Raw genomic sequence first — 15,209 nt, 5'->3', positions numbered from 1 at the left:
GTTAACGAATTTGACTTGTGAGTCATTAAGCCCGTAGTTGCGCACATCAAAGGTATTTTCATCATCGTGCGCACTATCATGTTCTCTACTCTGCGCAGTTGGTATTGCGCTATTACATATAGACTCTTTTGCGCATTCTTTTTCGTGTGCAGTGCGCAATTTCTTTTGCGCAGATTGCGCAGCTGGCCTTTTAATATATCGCCTTGCTGTTGCGTAATTAAGTCCCTGGTCTTCACTCCACTCTTTAGGGGATATTCCTGATTTAGCATGCTCGGTGAGGAACTGTTGCTGTAGCGTCCCCCAATCCGGTTTAGCCATAGTGTTTATCTCCTTAGCTCATTAAAAAGCCAATCAGTGTGAATAGGCTTTGTGATGAGATACAATCATAAAAATGAAACTACTTTGTCGGGACAGTTAAATTATAATGTTGGACTTTATATCTCAATATCACATCATATCCATAACTCTAGGGGTATTATCTGCAATTTTTTGGGTGGCTGCCGCATTCGTAAAATCTAAAGTAAGCCCAAATCGAGTTCAATTAACATTTGAAGACGGGAGAGATCCTGTTGATTTACATAATTTTCTATTAACTACTAGCAAGCAAGCTCGCTTTAATGGAATAGCCGCTATTTTTGCTGCTAGCTGTGCTATTTCACAAATATTTGGTATTTAGATTCTCAATTACCAGCATTCCTTTTTTACATATTCTTGCAGTCCCTTAATCATCTGTTCTGACTCTGCAATTCGCTCTCTGAGTAACCAATAATTTCGGATAGCGGAGTCAGTAGGTCTGGCGGTGATTGCATCATCCAAGCCGGTGGCGGTAGTGCCTTCGGCTTTTTTACAGCTGGCTTTGATGTACACCCGCTCAGGATTGCGCTCAGCAGCAACACGCAGCTTGTCAATTTCAGTTTTTGCATTTGTTAGCTCTTGGGTATGTTTAGTATCGAGTTCGTGAAGGGAATCAATACGCCGTTCGTAGTTTTGAATTCTATCAATGAGCTCTGAGTTTTCTTTTTTCAGTAGATTATTACTATCGTGAACAGTAACAACCCACCAGCCTAGCATCACCACCATGACAAACAGCCAAAATGACTTATCGAATTTCATAATGACCTCGGTAAGCATTAAGCCGGATATGATTTATGTGTTAATTGGAAATGAGGACCATCTTTAAAGCTTTTCCAGTTTCCGCCCCACTCTAGATCGACATTAAGCTCTTTGGCAGCTTGCAACATTGCATCAGCCACTAACTTGAACTTAGACCAATCATTCCAAGGTATTTCGCGACCAACTAACGGGGCACAATCTACAGCGTGTCCAGTTAGGTGCCGGCTATTCATGGTCTGGCTAGCACCATTTTTCACCAATTGGCGTTGTCGGGCTTCAGTTCGCTTGCCTTCAATGACCATAAAATCAATGCTCGTTAACTCTAGTGCTCGACGTGTCACTTTAATCTGATCGGGGTGAACACCTCTTAAGTTCTCTTCACTGCGTTTACTGAATACATATTTCGACATTACCTATTTACTCCAAACTTATTTTTAATAAACATGAATACGGCATCAATGATCCGACTTAATTTTTTGGTACCAAGAAAACCAACCATCGCACCGCAAAACTCAGCCAGTGATGACCATGAATCAGAGAAGCCCATATATAGAAGCCCCCATTCAAGAGCACGAATAGCCCCAACAGTTAATGCTCCACACAGCACAGCCTCAGCAAATGATTGGCGCGTAGTGTTTCCTTCACGGCGCTCACGAACAAATGCAATTAAGGTCGCTAGCGTTACACCACTCAAAAACGGTAAGTTGATTTGTATCCAGCGCAAAATTTGCGCCCAGATATCGAAATTTTTATCAGGCATACGCATACGCACCCCCATTGGAGTGTCCGAGTTGATTTTGATTAAGAGAAGAAGGAAGGTTGTTTAACCTAGTGAAATGCGTGAATTTCACTAAATTAATATGCTGAAAATCAAAATATGAGAATAATTAGCAAATGGTACGTTTAAGAAATCAGCAAACGGTTTCAGTTGACAAAATTTATTTTAATAGTGCTCTATCTGGCTCTATATCTAGAATTCCTTTCGTAGCGTAGCTTACCGACATGGTTATGTTTTTTATCCCTATAGTTATCCACAGAAGGCTCATACTTGTGCACTTGATCCTGACCGAATTTACATTTATCTTTGTTTTGTGCAATAAAAAACCGACTAGCACGCCAATGCCAGCCGGTTCATATTGCTAAAATAGATTGAGGCAATTGGTACCCCTCAACCTACTGTGAACTGCTCTTACATAATTTCAAGCTCAGTATAGGCAGTTTTGCAGTTGCTGTAAATGGTACCTTCATCCTAATTTTGAAGGAACATAACATGAGTTCTAATAGCGAAGATCAAGATTTAGTTTTTACTCCATTTATTACAATCAAAGGAAAACGCATTTATCACCCAACTGGCGGTGTGTTCGTTTTTCCTGATAAGCGTAATAAAAACAATAAGTAAAAATACCTGTTAACCAAAAGCCCTAACATTAGGGCTTTTTTATATGTACTTAGATATCAAATAATAAAAGTCATTTTATCTAATGCATGAAATTCTCAGGCTGTAATATAACGCAAAAACCCAGCGCATTGGCTGGGTTAGTTGGTGAAGTTACTAAAATGGCAACTTACCCTAAAATAGTGGCTCATTAGTTCAAAGAAGTCAACACGTTTTTGCTATTTCGCTTCAATATTGCCTCTTTTTCTCTATTTTTAAATGCATCTACCAACGGTTGGTATAATAAATATTCAGCTGCCTTTAATATTTCCTCCACCTCTCGTCGACAAGTAGACATTGAAGGTTTTCTCTCCCTTAGCATTCCATTTCTACGCGCCATAATTCTTGGTTCACTATTTTCATGATAGAGACGCGCTATTGCCCTATCTGATGCACAATAAGCATACCGACTAAGTAACATATCAAATGCCTTAACATCTATACGGTAAATACTGTCAACAACTCGCTGAATAAGTAAGCCATCATCATCACTGCATGTGGGTCTGTCAGGATAATCACGCCTTTCTACCCTTTCCATGAATTGAGCGATCATACTGGTTTGACGTTTATCAATTCGACCACTGTGAACCCATGTACCAAATCGAGTTAACCAATTTTGTAACCATACCTCACGCTCTTTGTCTAATACCAACCCATCAGAAATACTTTTTATACTCGACATGCGCGCAACTCCATGACTTCTCTTTTGGTTTGTTCTAATAACTCGATTTCGGTACCGTGAATTTGCTGCCATGTTTTAGGCGCTGCGTGAAAACCAGTGTCATAGCTAGCGCGGTGATGAGGTGGACACAAAGGTAAAACGTCTTTATGGCTCGCTCGCTGCGCCATTCCCTGCCCCGTTCTCACATGATGGATTTCCGCGAGACTTGCTCCATATCCCATATTTCGACAACAAATACAGCCAAGTTCGGCTACATCTGATAACCACTGCTTCTCTTCTTTGGTCTTTGATTTTTTGGTCATTGGTCCTGCCTCTAGGTAAAATCTAATAACTGGGCCGCCGCATTTTCAGCAGCTTCTTGAGTAGGAAATTTACGGAATAGAATGAAGTTCCAAAGCACATCGAGTGTGGCTTTGTAGAGTTCGCCAAAGGCTAGGTCGTCCATTTTGGCAAAGCTAATTGATTTGGCGACACGCCTCAGGCTGCCATCAGGCATTTCGAACGTTTCATAATGGCCAGATTGCTCAACCACCCAGTAGCGAAAGGCATCAAAGGATTTTGTCGCTGAAATATTGTGAGCACGTTTCTGTGCTATCTCCTCGAGATAAACATCCGCAGCGGATTGGAGGGCATCGTCGTTATCGGTGTAGTAAGCGAGGAATTTAACGAAACCACGCACTAGGTCTTTTTCCTTCATGCGAAATAGTGCCGCCGGTAGGTTCCCAGTATTCATACCCTAGATTGAGGAGTGCAAAGTACTTGCGATGGAATCGTGGGTTACGAGCTTTCTTGAAATCAGCCGAAAGCACATCACCACACTTGATTTTTGAATGCAGGAAATCTCTCGCAGCGGGATTAGCCGGTACAAGAGTGTCGTTAGACATTTTAATAAAGCTATGCTGTGCCATACTTTTTCTCTCAGTAGACACAGCAAGTGTTAGGATTGGGTGTTCAGACCAATGGGGATATTTTACATGAAAACTTTAAATTAAACTAATTTATACGATAACCTAATATAGGCAAACCAACTCTGAGTAATCTTTAGCTGAATCTAATGTGAGAAATACATCTTTAGGCACCGGTGATGTTTTTTTGGGTATTATCACATGTCTATACTCCCTCTGGTATAGATATTTAATATGCTTATAGAACTCGATTATTGGTTCATCTTTTCTTGTTTTAGTCAGAACAGGATCAACATACTCAACCATTTGATATGCATATTCCTCTATTTCGATATAATTCCTTAGCCCCGAAATCAGGTCATCAGCAAATCGTTGAGAGTCATAGATAAATAAACAGCTATCTGCTTCGAAGTTGCCAAACATCCGAATATCAAACTCACCACTAGAACAAAAAACGTAGTAGTCACGGTCAGTTTCATAGATAAAATTAACAGGCCCGATCGGTTTAATTACATTTCCTCGGGTATCAGAAATCGTAACTCTATCTGGGCTTATATGAAATGTGGCTTTCATTTCATCATCCATTTGTGCAGTATTAAGTGATGGATCTGAAAATGAACTAGCTAAAGAAATTTTAAAATTATACTTCTCCAAATACTCCCTTTTACCAAACTTAATTAAGTGTGGTTTTTTAAGAGCTGCAAGCCTATTAATTTCTTTCAAACGTTCAGAAGCTTCCCTCATGGGTTTAGGTATAGCACTTTCAGCCAAAAAATTATCTTTAGGTTGTTCATCGCGCATAACAAACTCTTCATGCGTATGTGTAAATTTAACAATTAACTCACTCCAAGGACTAACTGCAACGTTAGCGAAACCTATCTTACCGTCAACCGTTAATGTGGCTAAATTTTCCATAAGATATCGGAGCCTATCACTTAGTTCCTCAATTGAAAAATCTTTCATATAGCGATTATGATGATATTCAGTTCTCCAATATTCATTCCGAGTCATTAACTTTCCTTAATATGATAATATTATTACAGGTACAGATTTCAATTTTAAATTAATAGAGTTAAAACTACGATAATGTAACCTCTTCAAGGTGATTGTTAGTCACTAACTTCAACTCATGCCACCCTAACGTATTCCAACATTCAGAACTACCACTAAGGCAACACTCAGCCACCGACAGTTGTTCATTACATTTTTTACAACGCCTTTTATTTAGTTCTATAACCAAAGATATCACTGAACGGTCATCAATTCTAATTAACATTGAGAGATATTCAGCAATGTCATACGGATCTCTTCCTGGTCTACGTAATGCGCAATTTCTTTGGAGCATCTCCATTTCTTGTGTATCAAGTAATAATTCAACTTTAACTAAGCCTTGCTGCTTTTGTCTTTCGCGCTGCTTGGCTTTACGTTCGGACGCGGTCATTTTTATTGGTCTTGCCTCTTTTTCAATCTTCTTTTGGTTCTACCCACACATCTACAATATTTGCCATAAGTTGGCCTATAATTTCCTATCGCTCACTGTTAGCACTCCTATTTCAAAATTTGCGTTAAATGTTCACTTATAGTATTTTTCGTATCCTAAATTTATTAAAGGAAATAAATAATGGAGTTTCTAAACGGAATTATTAGGGGTAAATATTCAATTCATTTCTTAGCTATTTCTTGGTATTTAGCCACTAATTTTATTAGCTTTATTTTTGAGAAATTCCCCAGTACAAATCCATCATACAGAATAGAGACGGTACTTTATCTCAATGCAACATCTAAAACACTACAGGCTTTAGTTTCAGCTTTGATTTTAATTGGACTATTTCGAGTACTAAAAAATGATTTAACTAAGCTTGGCATTCTTTACGCCCTTGCTATAACAGTGATGTTTTATCTTAATATTTCTGCTCTTTATAGCCTTGTTGGATATATCAATTCAGGTGACTGTGAAGTTTCATATTGGTGTATGCGAACCTACTTCAGTAAGTAACAATGCTTACCCTTTCTCCGATATCACTTCACGCCAATAATTGAGTCTATCTCTTTTGTGGTTTTAACCTTGGGTTGATAAGGTGCCTTCCGCTTTTTCCCTTTAGGGCCTCTAGGTTTTGCTTTTAGTCCATCGATACCGTGTTTTTGGTAACCAGACAACCAATCTCTAATCATAGATCGATTACTAACATTCAGTAATCTCCTGGACTCATGAATTATTTTACCCTCAATAACTAATTGTACAGCTTGCAATTTAAATTCAGGGGTATAGGTCGCCTTAGAAGTAAGCACTTTTAATCCATCTAAACCATACTGTTGGTAGGTTTCTATCCACAAACGAACAGTGTCATGCTTAACTTTAAATTTATTCGCAGCGAACCTATAGCCACAACCACGAGTTAGGTAAAACTGAACAACTTCAAACTTAAATTCTTGAGTATATTTTGCCATAAAAAAAGCACCTCGGTATTTAGAGCTAAAAAGTCTAACTTTTGGGGTGCAGTTCAATTTGCGAGGTCTTGAATTGGTTTAATGCGACTCAGTATAAAATGCCCATTATTAGAAGTTAATAAGCCAGTTTTATGCAAAAAGCAACCCTGTTCTTTCATCGTTAAAAATATTACTGATTGTCATGCAAAATAAATTTGTAGTGGATATTATATTGCTTTCTGCTATGCCTCCAACTAAACATATATCAGTTTGGATTAGCACTGCACTGTCCTCGTTCATATACGCCCTGATGAGCAAGCACTCCTCATTGATTTGATTAATAATGCGTAGTTTTTGTTCATCATTAATGAGGTTAGATGTCTCATAAATAAATACTAGTGTTATATATTCTTTATTTGCATGCAAATGAACTCGAACAGGCACATTAAATTCTTTTATCGCAAACATTTCAGTTACATCAGGATCTGTAGATGCACGAAATACATCAATCGATGCCTCCCTGTATGTGTCGAGCAGAGATGAAATGGTAATATTTTCATTAGTATAAATTTTACTAGTCATTTTTTTGCTACCTATTCCTTTAACTAATCACATTGATTAATGACTATATTATTATACTAATATTGCATGTAATCTAAATAGCAACTTTCTTAAATGCCTTTTTCGCTATATTTTCTTCTACAATACACTTGCGAAACAGTTTCTCATAAAAAGGTTTCCAATTACGTGACCATGATGATTGAGTTAAATCGGGTACTAAGTGCTTTATCGCATTAAACACTATTGATGATGGTACGCGCTTAAATCCCCTACCTTCACAACGAGGACAATCTTTAAATACAGTAGCGCCCTGCAACTTAGTTTGTGCTTCGTCTAATACCTTGCCTCGGCCTTTACAGCGACAACGGTGTGTGATTTGACCTTTGCCATTGCAAGAAACACATAGCTCACCTACCAATTCCTCTCTGATATTTGGATCAATAATCGCTTCGCCTTCAAGTGTTGTGATACCGGGGGTTTGACAACATCTTTCATTTTGTAGATCAACCCTCTTCCATTGCACGCTGAACACTGACAAACAGGCCCTGCTGAACGGGCATAATCTTCAAATGCCATCTTGGTCAGAATAATTAGACAGTAACCCAACTTTTTACCTGCTGCTTTAGCCACCAGCCTTGGTGTGTTTTTTTTAGCATATTGGGTCAAGGCTTCCACGGTAGAAAATTTATCTTCTTCGCTGATATCATTCTTCGCTAGAAAGGCTGTCATACCGAACTTAGCTTGTGATTCAGTCATCCCCATAGCCGCCATAATATCTGTGCCTGTTATTCGGTCAGGGGACGTGCAACTTGCTACATTGCCGAATGTAGGTGACTTAGGGTGAAAGTTTTTCAGTGCATTTTCGAGTTTCATTGGTTCACCGCCTATTACATATCAACAATATTTTTTATATGGTCATCAAGTGCGACAAGCACGCAGCTCCATCACTTCTTTTTGGGTTTGCTCGAGTAGTTCTGCTTCTGTGCCGTGAATTTATTGTCACGTCTTGGGTGCTGCATGAAAACCAGTATCGTAGCTAGCACGGTGGTGAGGTGGACATAACGGCAAAACATCTTTGTGGCTAGCTCGTTGAGCCATACCCTGCCCTGTTCGTGTATGATGGATTTCCGCAGGAGTTGCCCCATATCCCATATTGCGGCAGCAAATACAGCCAAGTTCGGCTACATCTGATAACCACTGCTTCTCTTCTTTGATCTTTGATTTTTGGGTCATTGATCTTGCCTCTAGGTAAAATCTAATAACTGGGCCGCCGCATTTTCAGCAGCTTGTTGGGTGGGAAATTTACGGAATAGAATGAAGTTCCAAAGCACATCGAGTGTGGCTTTGTAGAGTTCACCAAAAGCTAGATCATCCATTTTGGCAAAACTGATTGATTTGGCGACACGCCTCAGGCTGCTGTCAGGCATTTCGAACGTTTCATAACGGCCAGATTGCTCTACTACCCAATAGCGGAAAGCATCAAAGGATTTGGTTGCTGGGATATTGTGAGCACGTTTCTGTGCTATCTCCTCGAGATAAATATCTGCAGCGGATTGAAGGGCGTCGTCGTTATCGGTGTAGTAAGCGAGGAATTTAACGTAACCACGCACTGCTATCTGTTTCTAAGCTGCCTATACGGCAGTGAACTGTTTGGTGATGGCTCAGGCGCTCACTTACATTTTCTAAGCTGCCTATACGGCAGTGAACTATAAATTATCATGAAAAAAACCATGTTCAACAATAAATTACATCTGATTTTATGAAAAATACCTTCTATATTTCAGTGATTCTTAACACATTGATTTTTAATCAATAAATTTCAAGTGAAAAAATAAAGGGTAAAAAAGAGGAAAACAGTGCATCTTCTATACCCATCAAAATTAATAGTGACACGTTAAATTTGAACTATCTGTGAGACTTTGTGACATCAATTTTAGCCCGTGTCACCCATGAGTTACCCAGCATTTATGAGCCTCACTTAAATAACTATCAGTAGCTGATCATTACCTCCCTTACACGCCTTTTATTCAGCGCTACAGGGAGTGGACACAATGAACAGCCATCAATGCTCACATAAAAAGATAGTTGGCTACGTTGTACTGCTCCCTGCCTGACCTACATATTACGCACTTTCTTGGGAGAATCTCTAATCCCTGTTCACCAAGAAATAGCTCTATCTTAGTCACACCTAATTCCTTTTGTCGTTTGCGTTTTTCTATTTTACGTTATGCGGCTTTTGCCATTAGTCCCGTTTCTTCATTTTAACTACGCTAATGCACGGAACAAAAACGTTCAATAGATAGCTCATCGACCCTAGCGCCACCTAAATTTGCCAAAAATGCTATTGTTGAAAGCACATCTTTTTCGCTTGTTGCGACAAAAAGAGTTATGAAAGATTGTTGGTTCCATAAACCACTTGCTTTATAAACCGATTTTTTCATTTTCACTCCAACTAACTACATTCAATAACCTGATGACAAAACGGCTTTATATCCTCTACAAGGTACGTAGTTATATGATGGGAGCGATTTTATTTTTTCCAAGTATGTAAGTTTCATACTTTCATTACTCACAAATATTTTAGTCTGCCTCTGAAAAACGCCCAATGTACCTCAGATGCCTTTTTAATCTTACCAGCACTCGCTCTCTGTCTATTTTCTATTTTGATGCAGTGCTCGTCAGCAAGACGTCTTGCTGCTGAAAAAGATCAACTCATGAAAGCAGGTATTTATATTAAGCAAGCTAAAAACAGGTAAAAGCTAAAGAAGAAGCTGTAAAAAAATTTCCTTATTTAGATTTTAATTTTACGTTTCATGATTTGAAGGCCAAAGGAATATCTGATCTGGAAGGAACGCTGAGTGAGAAACAAAATATTTCTGGCCATAAAACACCATCACAGACTGCACGATATGATCGAAAAGTAGTAATCGTTCCAACGGTCGGAGGGCAAAAGCGTTAGTGAATGGGGGAGTTAGTAGCGAAAGTTAATAGCGAAATAATAGCGAAAGGTGATTTCAGTCACAAAAAAAGCCACCTAAAAGGTGGCTTCTTTCTTTCCCTAACTCGTTGATATTCAACTGAGTTTTTATTTGGTGCCCAGGGCGGGACTTGAACCCGCACAGCCTAAAGGCCGAGGGATTTTAAATCCCTTGTGTCTACCGATTTCACCACCTGGGCTGAATTTTGGAGGCGCGTCCCGGAGTCGAACCGAGCTACACGGATTTGCAATCCGGTGCATAACCGCTTTGCTAACGCGCCTTCTTCTCAATCTCTTACTGAGATTTGGAGCGGGAAACGAGACTCGAACTCGCGACCCCGACCTTGGCAAGGTCGTGCTCTACCAACTGAGCTATTCCCGCCTTTCAGCTTTCGCTTTTCAAACTGGCTGATTTACTTATTTTTTTTCGTAAACCTCGTTGCCGTTCGATGCGTTGCATTCTACTGATTTCACATTTTGAGTCAACACAAATATTTAAAAAAATCACTCAAAACCGTTCGTTCGCTGTTTTTTCAATCATTTCGATCAAGCTTCGCTCAAATCTGACCATGCTGCCTTCAAATATTGATACATTGACCAGAACGTTAAGATAGCTGCAACATACAATAATGCGATAGCAAGATTCTCAATAAGCAAATTTGGACGCCACAATAACCCAACTAAAGAGATCATTTGGGCTGTTGTCTTAAATTTACCAATCCATGACACGGCAACACTACTTCTTTTGCCTATCTCAGCCATCCATTCTCTTAACGAAGAAATAATAATTTCACGAGCGATCATCGTCGCGGCGGGTAAAGTGACATACCAAACATCAAAACTTTCCGTAACAAGCACTAATGCTGTTGCCACCATCACCTTATCGGCAACAGGATCTAGGAATGCCCCAAACTTGGTTGTTTGCTTCCATAACCTTGCTAAATAGCCATCAAACCAATCTGTTACTGCCGCAATAACGAAAATTAATGCGCAAACAAAAGGCCCCCAACTGACTGGTAAATAAAAAGCCAGCACAAAAAACGGTATCAGAATGACTCGGAACAGGGTCAACCACGTAGGAATATTTAATTTCATCATGCTCAGTAACTTTTTGACCAAATTGGATTTAATAAGTATGGTGCCTTAAGACACCTACTGTTTCAATGCATTATAAATCTTTTCTGCCAACGCGTATGAGATCGAGGGCACTTTTGCTATCTCTTCTATACTTGCATTTTTCAGCGGCTGTAAGCCCCCCATATATTTTAGTAGCATTTGACGACGTTTGGGTCCTACACCTTCAATAGATTCGAGCGCGCTGGTATTTTTAACCTTTGCTCTACGCTGGCGGTGGCCTGTAATCGCATGATTATGTGATTCGTCTCGTATATGTTGGATCACATGCAGTGCAGGTGAATCAGGCGGCAACGCAACCCCTTCCCCTTCTGGCTTAAAAAATAGCGTCTCTAACCCTGCTTTACGGTCACTCCCTTTTGCAACCCCAATTAACAATGGTCGATTTTTATCCCAATCCACATCCAGAGAATTAAACACATCTTTTGCTTGGCCTAATTGCCCTTTCCCCCCATCAATAAAAATAATGTCAGGCACTTTACTCTCATCAATATGCTTGCCATAGCGGCGAGTAAGAACCTGATGCATCGCAGCATAATCGTCACCTGGGGTGATCCCCGTAATGTTATAGCGCCGATACTCCGACTTCACTGGACCATTTTTATCGAAAACAACACAAGATGCGACGGTTTGTTCCCCCATCGTATGGGAAATATCAAAGCACTCCATTCGAGCGATTGAATCCAACCCAACTGTTTTCGCTAATGATGACATCCGTTGATGGATTGTGGACTGCTGTGCAAGCTTGGTTAATAACGCGGTTGATGCATTCGTCCGTGCCAGTTTCAGATAACGCGCCCTTGCACCACGAGGTTGAGTTTGAATTTGAATTTTACGCCCAGCGATGTGCGATAGTGAGTCAGCCAGCAATGTTTTCTCAGGTAACGCAAAATCTAACAGGATCTCTCCGGGCAATGTTCGATTTTCACTTCCTTGTAAATAGAACTGCCCAAGAAAAGTTTGCACCACTTCTTCAAGTAATGTGTCAGCCGGTATTTTAGGATAATAACTCCGGCTTCCTAACACTTTCCCCTGCCGTATAAACAACACATGAATACAAGCAAACCCTGCCTCGAATGCTACACCAATCACATCAAGGTCATCGCTATCACCAGAAACAAATTGTTGCTCTGTTACCGCCCTCACCGCTTGAATTTGATCACGAAACCGTGCCGCTTCTTCAAAACGTAACGCTTGACTGGCCTTTTCCATCCGTTCAATCAAGCCAGTTAATACTTGCTGGTCTTTACCTGTTAAAAATAAACGAACGTAATTAACTTGTTGTTCATACTCTTCATCGCTCACTAATCCCTTAACACAAGGGCCTAAACAACGCCCGATTTGGTATTGTAGGCACGGCCTTGAACGATTTTTGTAGACGCTATCTTCACATTGTCGGATAGGAAATAGCTTTTGCATCAAAGCCAATGTTTCCCTTACTGCATAAGAGTTAGGAAATGGCCCAAAATATTCACCTTTCGCATGCTTAGCACCACGGTGCATCGATAATCTTGGATGCGTTTCTTTACTCAGAAAGATATAAGGATAGGATTTGTCATCACGCAGTAAGACGTTATAGCGAGGCTGATAAAGCTTGATATAGTTGTGTTCGAGTAATAGCGCCTCTGTTTCTGTGTGTGTAACCGTGACGTCAATGGAGGCGATATTTTTCACTAACTGTTCAGTTTTTCGGCTGCTGACGTTAGTACGGAAATAACTGGAAAGTCGTTTTTTTAAATCTTTTGCTTTACCGACATAAATAACCGTTCCCCCAGCATCATACATTCGATAGACGCCGGGTTGGTTGGTCACTGTCTTTAAGAAAGCTTTTGGTTCAAACTGTTCTGACACCCTAATAAACCCTGTTTGGCTACAATTAACCCATAGCTAATGGCAATATGGGTTAATTCTACATCACTACGGATATTAAGTTTACCAAACATTCGATATCGATAGGTATTTACTGTTTTAGGGCTTAAATTTAGCACCTGTGCTATCTGTTTTGTGGGGATCCCTTGGGTGATAAGCAACATGATTTCTAACTCACGCGTTGACAATAACTCATAGAGATCGGTCTGTTCATGCTGATTAATACGTTTTAAAGCAATAGATTGCGCAATGTCTGGTGAGATAATTTTGCTGCGCGCATTGACCACCTGTATAGCTTCTAAGAATTCATTTACTTCAATTTTGGCACTTAGTATACCTTGGATCCCAAGATCGAGCGCTTTGAGTAAGAATGAATAATGAGCGTGGATATTATAAATAATAATACCAACATCAGGCTGTGTTCGTCTTAGCGTTTGTAGCGCCTTTAATGATTCAAATTGGCAGTTATCGTTATTAATTAAGATAATGCTGGCTTTTTGTTGCCGATTCCATGAGATGGCTTGTTCGATTAAAGGAAATGAAGCCACAATATGACATCGTTTGTGTCGGCTAAAAATAGCCTCAAGCCCACGAATTAATATATTATTATTATCAATAATTATAATATTAATCATCTTTCTCTCTATATTTTATGACGACTCACCCATATAAACCTCCATAAATAGCAATTTTACAAAATAAAATATAGTCTTTTCGTTTCGTGATTAACTGATTGCTTTATTATTCTACGAATCAATACATGCTAAAAATAACGTCAAAAAAGCGATATCCTTTTAAAATAAAATAGCCATGCAAATACATGGCTATGACATTATTATAAATAGAAACTAATTGGTTATTTCTGACCGACTAAACGGCAGATACTCTCTGATACCAAATAGCTTTTCTCAAACGAGCTGAGAGGCAAGAATTCAAATCGCGAGTGGAAATTTAATGCGCCTGTAAAGTAATTCGGCGTTAAAATTCCTCTAGCAGAGAGTGCAGAACCATCTGTGCCCCCTCGCATAGGGATCACTTTAGGCTCAACATTTTGAATTTTTAATGCTTCAAAAATTAAGTCGATAGCCGTACGGTCATCACCGAGCGAATCACTGATATTGCTGTACACATCTTCGATTTTAAAATCAATTTTTGCTCTCGGATGGCGCGTTCGGATCAATTCAATCGCTTCACCGATATAACGTTTACGAGCTTCATAGCTGTTTCGGTCAAAATCGCGGATCGCCATTTTGATTTTTGCATTATCGGGATTTGCGACTAAATCAGTCACATAGAAATAACCTTCGCGCTGCTCGGTATGTTCAGGAGTATCAAAACGGTCAAAACAGCCGATAAAATCATGTGCGACACGAATAGGATTCAATAGTACATTTTTTGCCGACATAGGATGAGCCGTCACCCCTTTAATTGTCACCTCAATTGACGCTGCATTAAAGGTTTCATACACCACTTCCCCGAGGTCACAACAGTCAATGGTGTAGGCAAAATCTACTTTGAAGCGAGATAGGTCCATGATTTTTGAGCCACGTAACCCTATTTCTTCATCAGGAACAAAGGCAACATAGATATCACCGCAATCAAAATCTGCCTGTTGCAGCTTATCCATTAACTCCATAACCACGGTAACCGCGGCCTTGTTGTCCGCACCGAGTACGCTCGTTCCGTCACTAAAGATAATCTCTTCACCGATATAAGGGGCCGCTTCTGGGTGCTCTGACGCTTTAAACCAAATATCTTCTTGGGCATTCAAACACAGATCTTTGCCTTCATATTTAAGTGTTTGAGGCTTAATAACTGGCGATAGACCAACATCGACTGTATCTAAATGGGTGACAAAACCGATTTTAGGTGCTGAAGGTTTATTGCCCGGACGTACAGCATAAAGAATTGCATGTTCATCGATATAAATCTCTTTTAGGCCATAACTTTCTAGCTCTTTTGCCAGCAATTTCGCTAAATCACGTTGCCCTTCTGTACTCGGCACAACCGTTGCCGCTGCATCACTTTGACTTTCGATTGCAAGATAGCGAAAAAAACGTTGTTCGAGCTGTTTACCTAATTTATTCATTTTTTTTGTTCCTTTTA

General features: G+C 39.7%; 16 protein-coding genes, 3 tRNA genes and 6 pseudogenes. 3 read left to right on the top strand and 22 right to left on the bottom strand.

Features of this window, described 5'->3' with window-relative positions; translation table 11 throughout:
• From PSE69_RS07335 to PSE69_RS07320, 4 genes and pseudogenes are all read right to left on the bottom strand, one after another.
• A pseudogene (locus PSE69_RS07335) lies at nucleotides 1-318 on the bottom strand (terminase small subunit); the annotation flags it as partial.
• A gap of 366 nt (nucleotides 319-684) precedes the next feature.
• On the bottom strand, nucleotides 685-1,113 hold the full coding sequence (locus tag PSE69_RS07330) for a lysis protein (protein ID WP_076914758.1): 429 nt from the start codon (nucleotides 1,111-1,113) through the stop codon (nucleotides 685-687).
• A gap of 17 nt (nucleotides 1,114-1,130) precedes the next feature.
• A complete protein-coding gene (locus PSE69_RS07325) occupies nucleotides 1,131-1,523 on the bottom strand; it encodes a M15 family metallopeptidase (protein WP_076914736.1) in 393 nt (130 codons plus the stop codon).
• Nucleotides 1,523-1,879: a phage holin, lambda family gene (locus PSE69_RS07320; RefSeq protein ID WP_223854753.1), complete on the bottom strand. Its 357-nt coding sequence runs from the start codon at nucleotides 1,877-1,879 to the stop codon at nucleotides 1,523-1,525. Before PSE69_RS07320 ends, PSE69_RS07325 begins: the two co-directional genes overlap by 1 nt.
• A 504-nt stretch (nucleotides 1,880-2,383) precedes the next feature.
• Between PSE69_RS07320 and PSE69_RS07315 the strand changes: the two genes are divergently transcribed.
• A complete protein-coding gene (locus PSE69_RS07315) occupies nucleotides 2,384-2,512 on the top strand; it encodes a hypothetical protein (protein ID WP_256719913.1) in 129 nt (42 codons plus the stop codon).
• A gap of 187 nt (nucleotides 2,513-2,699) precedes the next feature.
• Here the strand turns inward: PSE69_RS07315 and PSE69_RS07310 are convergent, their stop codons facing one another.
• The 5 genes and pseudogenes from PSE69_RS07310 to PSE69_RS07290 all read right to left on the bottom strand — a co-directional run bounded on the left by PSE69_RS07310 (nucleotide 2,700) and on the right by PSE69_RS07290 (nucleotide 5,576).
• Complete coding sequence (locus PSE69_RS07310) at nucleotides 2,700-3,230, bottom strand: antiterminator Q family protein (protein WP_076914737.1); 531 nt, start codon at nucleotides 3,228-3,230, stop codon at nucleotides 2,700-2,702.
• A complete protein-coding gene (locus PSE69_RS07305) occupies nucleotides 3,218-3,532 on the bottom strand; it encodes a Ref family recombination enhancement nuclease (protein WP_076914738.1) in 315 nt (104 codons plus the stop codon). The genes PSE69_RS07310 and PSE69_RS07305 overlap by 13 nt, the downstream gene beginning before the upstream one ends.
• An 11-nt stretch (nucleotides 3,533-3,543) precedes the next feature.
• Nucleotides 3,544-4,138: pseudogene (locus tag PSE69_RS07300) on the bottom strand (DUF1367 family protein).
• Between the two features lie 102 nt (nucleotides 4,139-4,240).
• A complete protein-coding gene (locus tag PSE69_RS07295; RefSeq protein ID WP_179078415.1) occupies nucleotides 4,241-5,146 on the bottom strand; it encodes a hypothetical protein in 906 nt (301 codons plus the stop codon).
• 67 nt (nucleotides 5,147-5,213) lie between these two features.
• Nucleotides 5,214-5,576, bottom strand: a complete 363-nt coding sequence (locus tag PSE69_RS07290; protein ID WP_154610402.1) for a hypothetical protein — start codon at nucleotides 5,574-5,576, stop codon at nucleotides 5,214-5,216.
• A gap of 180 nt (nucleotides 5,577-5,756) precedes the next feature.
• On the opposite strand from PSE69_RS07290, the gene PSE69_RS07285 reads away from it, so the two are divergent.
• Nucleotides 5,757-6,131: a hypothetical protein gene (locus tag PSE69_RS07285; protein ID WP_076914740.1), complete on the top strand. Its 375-nt coding sequence runs from the start codon at nucleotides 5,757-5,759 to the stop codon at nucleotides 6,129-6,131.
• Nucleotides 6,132-6,154: 23 nt separating this feature from the next.
• Here PSE69_RS07285 and PSE69_RS07280 read toward each other — a convergent pair whose 3' ends face one another.
• The 6 genes and pseudogenes from PSE69_RS07280 to PSE69_RS07255 all read right to left on the bottom strand — a co-directional run bounded on the left by PSE69_RS07280 (nucleotide 6,155) and on the right by PSE69_RS07255 (nucleotide 9,564).
• Nucleotides 6,155-6,583 carry a helix-turn-helix domain-containing protein gene (locus tag PSE69_RS07280; RefSeq protein WP_076914741.1) on the bottom strand — a complete coding sequence of 143 codons (429 nt, stop codon included), beginning with the start codon at nucleotides 6,581-6,583 and terminating at the stop codon, nucleotides 6,155-6,157.
• Between the two features lie 129 nt (nucleotides 6,584-6,712).
• Nucleotides 6,713-7,144: a YbjN domain-containing protein gene (locus PSE69_RS07275; RefSeq protein WP_061064141.1), complete on the bottom strand. Its 432-nt coding sequence runs from the start codon at nucleotides 7,142-7,144 to the stop codon at nucleotides 6,713-6,715.
• A 73-nt stretch (nucleotides 7,145-7,217) separates the two neighbouring features.
• Nucleotides 7,218-7,996, bottom strand: a pseudogene (locus PSE69_RS07270) (antitermination protein Q).
• Between the two features lie 45 nt (nucleotides 7,997-8,041).
• Nucleotides 8,042-8,356 (bottom strand): annotated as a pseudogene (locus PSE69_RS07265) (Ref family recombination enhancement nuclease).
• 11 nt (nucleotides 8,357-8,367) lie between these two features.
• Nucleotides 8,368-8,733 (bottom strand): annotated as a pseudogene (locus PSE69_RS07260) (DUF1367 family protein); the annotation flags it as partial.
• Between the two features lie 660 nt (nucleotides 8,734-9,393).
• Nucleotides 9,394-9,564: a hypothetical protein gene (locus PSE69_RS07255; RefSeq protein ID WP_004918798.1), complete on the bottom strand. Its 171-nt coding sequence runs from the start codon at nucleotides 9,562-9,564 to the stop codon at nucleotides 9,394-9,396.
• 314 nt (nucleotides 9,565-9,878) lie between these two features.
• Here PSE69_RS07255 and PSE69_RS07250 point away from each other — a divergent pair.
• Nucleotides 9,879-10,082: pseudogene (locus PSE69_RS07250) on the top strand (integrase); the annotation flags it as partial.
• A gap of 131 nt (nucleotides 10,083-10,213) precedes the next feature.
• Here the strand turns inward: PSE69_RS07250 and PSE69_RS07245 are convergent.
• From PSE69_RS07245 to pepT, 7 genes are all read right to left on the bottom strand, one after another.
• Nucleotides 10,214-10,300 (bottom strand) — tRNA-Leu (locus tag PSE69_RS07245).
• 7 nt (nucleotides 10,301-10,307) lie between these two features.
• Nucleotides 10,308-10,381, bottom strand: a tRNA-Cys gene (locus PSE69_RS07240).
• Between the two features lie 25 nt (nucleotides 10,382-10,406).
• Nucleotides 10,407-10,482: transfer RNA gene (locus PSE69_RS07235), tRNA-Gly, on the bottom strand.
• A 164-nt stretch (nucleotides 10,483-10,646) separates the two neighbouring features.
• Nucleotides 10,647-11,195 carry a CDP-diacylglycerol--glycerol-3-phosphate 3-phosphatidyltransferase gene (gene pgsA / locus PSE69_RS07230; RefSeq protein ID WP_014658106.1) on the bottom strand — a complete coding sequence of 183 codons (549 nt, stop codon included), beginning with the start codon at nucleotides 11,193-11,195 and terminating at the stop codon, nucleotides 10,647-10,649.
• Between the two features lie 57 nt (nucleotides 11,196-11,252).
• Nucleotides 11,253-13,085, bottom strand: a complete 1,833-nt coding sequence (gene uvrC / locus PSE69_RS07225) for an excinuclease ABC subunit UvrC (protein ID WP_060561338.1) — start codon at nucleotides 13,083-13,085, stop codon at nucleotides 11,253-11,255.
• Entirely contained in the window at nucleotides 13,052-13,738 is a 687-nt protein-coding gene (locus tag PSE69_RS07220; protein WP_004918792.1) for a LuxR C-terminal-related transcriptional regulator, read from the bottom strand. The genes uvrC and PSE69_RS07220 overlap by 34 nt, the downstream gene beginning before the upstream one ends.
• A gap of 221 nt (nucleotides 13,739-13,959) precedes the next feature.
• The gene (pepT, locus tag PSE69_RS07215) at nucleotides 13,960-15,192 is read right to left on the bottom strand and encodes a peptidase T (RefSeq protein WP_060561339.1); all 1,233 of its coding nucleotides are present in this window, start codon (nucleotides 15,190-15,192) and stop codon (nucleotides 13,960-13,962) included.
• Between the last annotated feature and the right edge of the window lie 17 nt (nucleotides 15,193-15,209).

This window comes from Providencia sp. PROV122 (assembly GCF_028482365.1).
GTDB lineage: Bacteria > Pseudomonadota > Gammaproteobacteria > Enterobacterales > Enterobacteriaceae > Providencia > Providencia stuartii.
Note: the sequence above shows the minus strand (reverse complement) of the source record. Positions and strands in the feature narration are given on the sequence as shown.

Coding starts and splice junctions, on each gene's coding strand:
- PSE69_RS07330 (WP_076914758.1), bottom strand. CDS start 1,113: ATGAAATTCGATAAGTCATTTTGGCTGTTTGTCATGGTGGTGATGCTA.
- PSE69_RS07325 (WP_076914736.1), bottom strand. CDS start 1,523: ATGTCGAAATATGTATTCAGTAAACGCAGTGAAGAGAACTTAAGAGGT.
- PSE69_RS07320 (WP_223854753.1), bottom strand. CDS start 1,879: ATGCGTATGCCTGATAAAAATTTCGATATCTGGGCGCAAATTTTGCGC.
- PSE69_RS07315 (WP_256719913.1), top strand. CDS start 2,384: ATGAGTTCTAATAGCGAAGATCAAGATTTAGTTTTTACTCCATTTATT.
- PSE69_RS07310 (WP_076914737.1), bottom strand. CDS start 3,230: ATGTCGAGTATAAAAAGTATTTCTGATGGGTTGGTATTAGACAAAGAG.
- PSE69_RS07305 (WP_076914738.1), bottom strand. CDS start 3,532: ATGACCAAAAAATCAAAGACCAAAGAAGAGAAGCAGTGGTTATCAGAT.
- PSE69_RS07295 (WP_179078415.1), bottom strand. CDS start 5,146: ATGACTCGGAATGAATATTGGAGAACTGAATATCATCATAATCGCTAT.
- PSE69_RS07290 (WP_154610402.1), bottom strand. CDS start 5,576: ATGACCGCGTCCGAACGTAAAGCCAAGCAGCGCGAAAGACAAAAGCAG.
- PSE69_RS07285 (WP_076914740.1), top strand. CDS start 5,757: ATGGAGTTTCTAAACGGAATTATTAGGGGTAAATATTCAATTCATTTC.
- PSE69_RS07280 (WP_076914741.1), bottom strand. CDS start 6,583: ATGGCAAAATATACTCAAGAATTTAAGTTTGAAGTTGTTCAGTTTTAC.
- PSE69_RS07275 (WP_061064141.1), bottom strand. CDS start 7,144: ATGACTAGTAAAATTTATACTAATGAAAATATTACCATTTCATCTCTG.
- PSE69_RS07255 (WP_004918798.1), bottom strand. CDS start 9,564: ATGAAAAAATCGGTTTATAAAGCAAGTGGTTTATGGAACCAACAATCT.
- pgsA (WP_014658106.1), bottom strand. CDS start 11,195: ATGAAATTAAATATTCCTACGTGGTTGACCCTGTTCCGAGTCATTCTG.
- PSE69_RS07220 (WP_004918792.1), bottom strand. CDS start 13,738: ATGATTAATATTATAATTATTGATAATAATAATATATTAATTCGTGGG.
- pepT (WP_060561339.1), bottom strand. CDS start 15,192: ATGAATAAATTAGGTAAACAGCTCGAACAACGTTTTTTTCGCTATCTT.